General features: G+C 67.8%; 3 protein-coding genes. All 3 read left to right on the top strand.

From position 1 onward, the window contains the following. Positions 1–984: cadherin-like domain-containing protein (locus AC0QTX_RS27185; protein WP_474606906.1), on the top strand; the 984-nt coding region annotated here is incomplete at its 5' end. Between the two features lie 131 nt (positions 985–1115). Beyond that, positions 1116–2852: a type I secretion system permease/ATPase gene (locus AC0QTX_RS27180; RefSeq protein WP_474606905.1), complete on the top strand. Its 1737-nt coding sequence runs from the start codon at positions 1116–1118 to the stop codon at positions 2850–2852. A 31-nt stretch (positions 2853–2883) separates the two neighbouring features. Further along, complete coding sequence (locus AC0QTX_RS27175) at positions 2884–4194, top strand: HlyD family type I secretion periplasmic adaptor subunit (RefSeq protein WP_474606904.1); 1311 nt, start codon at positions 2884–2886, stop codon at positions 4192–4194. Positions 4195–4211: the final 17 nt, after the last annotated feature.

Genomic DNA, 4211 nt, shown 5'->3' with positions numbered 1-4211 from the left:
CTGACCGCAGCCCTGCTGCTCGCCAACGACTACGATCCTGACAACGGTGATCTCTCGATCATTGAGATCGACGAGGACGAGCACGGGACGGCGGTTCTCAACCAGGACGGCACCATCACCTTCACGCCCAAAGCCGGCTTCACCGGCGAGGCCTCCTTCACCTACACGGTGGCGGACGGCCAGGGCGGCTACGCGGAGGGCAAGGTGTCCATCACGGTCGAGAAGCCCGCTCCGGCCGCCGAGATCCCTGGTCCGGTTGCCGAGGCTCCCAAGCCGATCTCCGTCAACGGCGGGCGTGGCAACGACCGGCTCCACGGCGACGAGGCCGACGACCGGCTCAAGGGCGGTGACGGCCACGACCATCTCAATGGCGGCGCCGGGGCCGACAAGATGTGGGGCGGACGCGGCCATGACACCTACACGGTCGATGATCGCGGCGACAAGGTCTACGAGAGCAAGAACCAGGGCACCGACACGGTCAAGGCCAGCGTGTCCTACACCCTGGGCAGCCAGGTCGAGAAGCTCGTGCTCACCGGAACGGCCGACCTGAACGGCACAGGCAACTCTCTCCACAACAGCCTCACGGGCAACAGCGGAGACAACGTGCTCAAGGGCCAGGGCGGTCACGACACCCTCAAGGGCATGGTCGGCAACGACAAGCTGTATGGCGGCTCCGGCAACGACCGGCTCGATGGCGGCTCCGGCAACGATCGGGTCGATGGCGGCTCCGGCAGCAACCGCCTCACCGGCGGCTCGGGCGACGATGTCTTCGTGTTCAACAAGAAGCACGGCATCGACACGGTGACCGACTTCCGCACCGACCATGACAGGATCGACGTCAGCGGCCTGGCTGGGGTCAACTCCATGGCGGACCTGACCCTGACGAACACCGCCCACGGCGTCGCGATCGGCCATGCCGCCGCGGTTCTCGTCCTCAACGGTGTCAAGGAATCCGATCTCGACAGCAGCGACTTCATCTTCTGACGCTGCCGACCCGACATCGGTATGACCCCGCCGGGAGCTATGCCCCCCAAAGCTCCCGGCGGGGTTACTCCAACAAGTCCGGTGCCGCCAGCGGCACCTTATGTGACGCAAGCTTCCCAAGGTACACGCCGATGACCAGCCCTCTCAAGAAACGTCTCAGTCTCATGGCCTCCTGTCGCGGTGCCTTCCTGGGCGTCGCCGTGTTGAGCGGCCTGATCAACCTGCTTTACCTCTCGGGCTCCATCTTCATGATGGAGGTCTATGATCGGGTTCTGCCCAGCCAGAGCATCCCGACCCTGGTCGGCCTCTCCGTCATCATCGTGGTGCTCTACCTGTTCCAGGGCCTCTTCGACGCCCTGCGCGGCCGGATCATGGCCCGGGTCGGCGCTGCCGTGGACGAGGACCTGAGCCAGCAGATCTTTCAAGGGCAGCTCAAGGCACCCCTCAGGGGCAAGGTCGACGGCGACGGGCAGCAGCCCCTGCGCGATCTCGACCAGCTGCGCGCCTTCATGGCCGGCGGCGGACCGTCCGCTCTCTTCGACCTGCCCTGGATGCCGCTCTACCTGTTCATCTGCTTCGCCTTCCATCCCTGGATCGGCCTCGCGGCTCTTGGCGGTGCATTGCTTCTCGTGGTGATCACCCTGCTGACCGAGGTGCTGACCAAGGAGGCCTCGAAGGCCGCCGTGAGCGCAGCCCTCGTGCGCAACGGGATCTCCGAGGGCGCGCGCCGGAACGCCGAGGTGGTCCAGGCCATGGGCATGGCCCAGCGGATCGGGGTGCGCTGGGGCGATGCCAACGCCAGCTACCTGGCGCACCAGCAGCGGACCTCCGACGTGGCAGGCGGCTTCGGCGCCATGTCCAAGGTGCTGCGGATGCTGCTGCAGTCCATGGTGCTCGCCATCGGCGCTTACCTGGTGATCGACGGCCAGGCCACGGGCGGCATCATGATCGCCAGCTCGATCCTCACCTCGCGCGCCATGGCGCCGGTCGAACTCGCCATCGGCAACTGGAAGGGCTTTGTCGGCGCGCGCCAGGGCTGGCGCCGGCTCAAGACGCTTCTCGAGGCCAGCGCCCGGGCCGAGGAGCCCCTGAAGCTCCCGGCGCCCCGGTCCGTCCTGTCGATCGAGAATGCCGGCACCGGAGCGCCCGGCGGGCAGCGGTTCTCGGTGCAGGACGTCTCCTGCGAGCTGCGGGCCGGAAGCGGCCTGGGCATCATCGGCCCGAGCGCATCCGGCAAGTCCTCGCTCGCCCGCATGATCGTCGGCGTGTGGCCGACCTGGCGCGGCAAGGTTCGCTTCGACGGGGCCGCCGTCGAGCAGTGGCTGCCGGAAGATCTCGGGCACCACATCGGCTACCTGCCGCAGGACGTGGAACTCTTCGCCGGAACCGTGGCGCAGAACATCGCGCGCTTCCATCCCGACCCGAAGGCTGAAGCCGTCATCGCCGCCGCCAGGGCCGCCAACGTCCACGAGATGATCCTGCAGCTGCCGGACGGCTACGAGACGCAGGTCGGGGAGGCGGGAGCGGCCCTGTCCGGCGGGCAGCGCCAGCGCATCGCTCTGGCTCGCGCCCTCTACGGCGATCCCTTCCTGGTGGTGCTCGACGAGCCGAATTCCAACCTCGACAACGAGGGCGAGCAGGCCCTGACGTCCGCGATCATGGGCATCAGGGCGCGGGGCGGGGTGGTCGTGGTCATCGCCCATCGGCCGAGTGCTCTGGCGGGCGTCGATCTGGTGCTCGTGATGGGCGAGGGGCGGATGCAGAGCTTCGGCCCGAAGGACGACGTCCTGAGCAAGGTGCTGCGCCCGGTTCCGACGCCCCAGGGCGCCGAGCCGCGGGTGGCCGCCACTGCGCTGAAGGCCGTCTAGGATTGGGTTATCTGGGATTTGGGGGAATGTCATGAAGTCCGAACGCACAACAAGTGCCCGCGCGGCCATCCGCCGCTACTCGCTGGTGGGCCTCTCGTCTGCCTTCTTTCTGGTCGGCGGTCTCGGCGGCTGGGCCGCCGTGACGGAGCTGTCCGGCGCCGTGGTGGCGCCGGGGTCGATCGTGGTCGACAGCCACGTCAAGAAGGTCCAGCATCCCACCGGCGGCGTGGTCGGCGAGATCCTCGCCCGCGATGGCGACCGGGTCAGGGCCGGCGACGTGGTGGTCCGCCTCGACGAGACGGTGGCACGGGCCAGCCTTGCCATGGTGTCCAAGAGCCTGGACGAACTGGCCGCCCGCCAGAGCCGGCTCGAGGCCGAGCGCGACGGCTCGGAGCAGGTCGCCTTCTCGGCTGCGTTCAGGAGCCGGCTGCAGGAGCCGGAGCTTGCGCGCCTGGTCCAGGGCGAGATCAACGTGTTCCAGGATCGCCGCGAAGCCCGGGCGGGCCAGAAGGCCCAGCTGCAGGAGCGCATCGCCCAGCTGCAGGAGCAGATCGACGGGCTCAAGCTGCAGGCCTCGGCCAAGGGGGACGAGATCCAGCTGATCCAGGACGAGCTGACCGGCGTCGAGCAGCTCTGGCGCAAGAACCTGGTGCCGATCACCCGGGTGACCTCGCTCAAGCGCGAGGAAACCCGGCTGCGGGGCGAGCGCGGGCAGCTTATCTCGAACATCGCCCAGGCCAAGGGGCGGATCAGCGAAACGTCGCTTCAGGTGCTCCAGATCGACCAGGATCTCAGGAGCGAGGTGTCCAAGGAGCTGCGTGAGGTGCAGGCCAAGGTGGCGGAGCTTGTGGAGCGCAAGACCACGGCCGAGGATCAGCTCAAGCGCATTGAGATCCGGGCGCCGCAGGATGGTGTGGTGCACCAGTCGATGGTGCACACGGTCGGGGGCGTCGTCAATGCGGGCGAGCCTCTGATGCTTGTGGTTCCCGAGGCGGACGAGCTGTCGATCGAGGTGAAGGTCCTGCCGCAGGACATCGACCAGCTCCGCCCGGGGCTCGACACGGTGCTGCGCCTGTCGGCCTTCAACCAGCGGACCACGCCGGAACTCAAAGGCAAGGTGAGCCTGATTGCGGCCGATCTGGTGACGGACCAGCGCTCCGGGGTGCAGTACTACCCGGTGCGGGTGGCCTTTGCGGACGGCGAGCGGGCGCGCCTGGGCGATCTCAAGCTGGTGCCCGGCATGCCCGTGGAAGGGCTGATCCAGACCGGCTACCGCACGGTGTTCTCCTACCTGACCAAGCCCGTGGCCGACAACATGGCCAAAGCCTTCCGCGAGGAGTAGCCGCCACAAAAAACACC

The sequence above is a fragment of the Microvirga sp. jy35 genome, assembly GCF_056148915.1.
The sequence above is the reverse complement of the archived record's forward strand: the minus strand, read 5'-3'. Positions and strand labels throughout refer to the sequence as shown.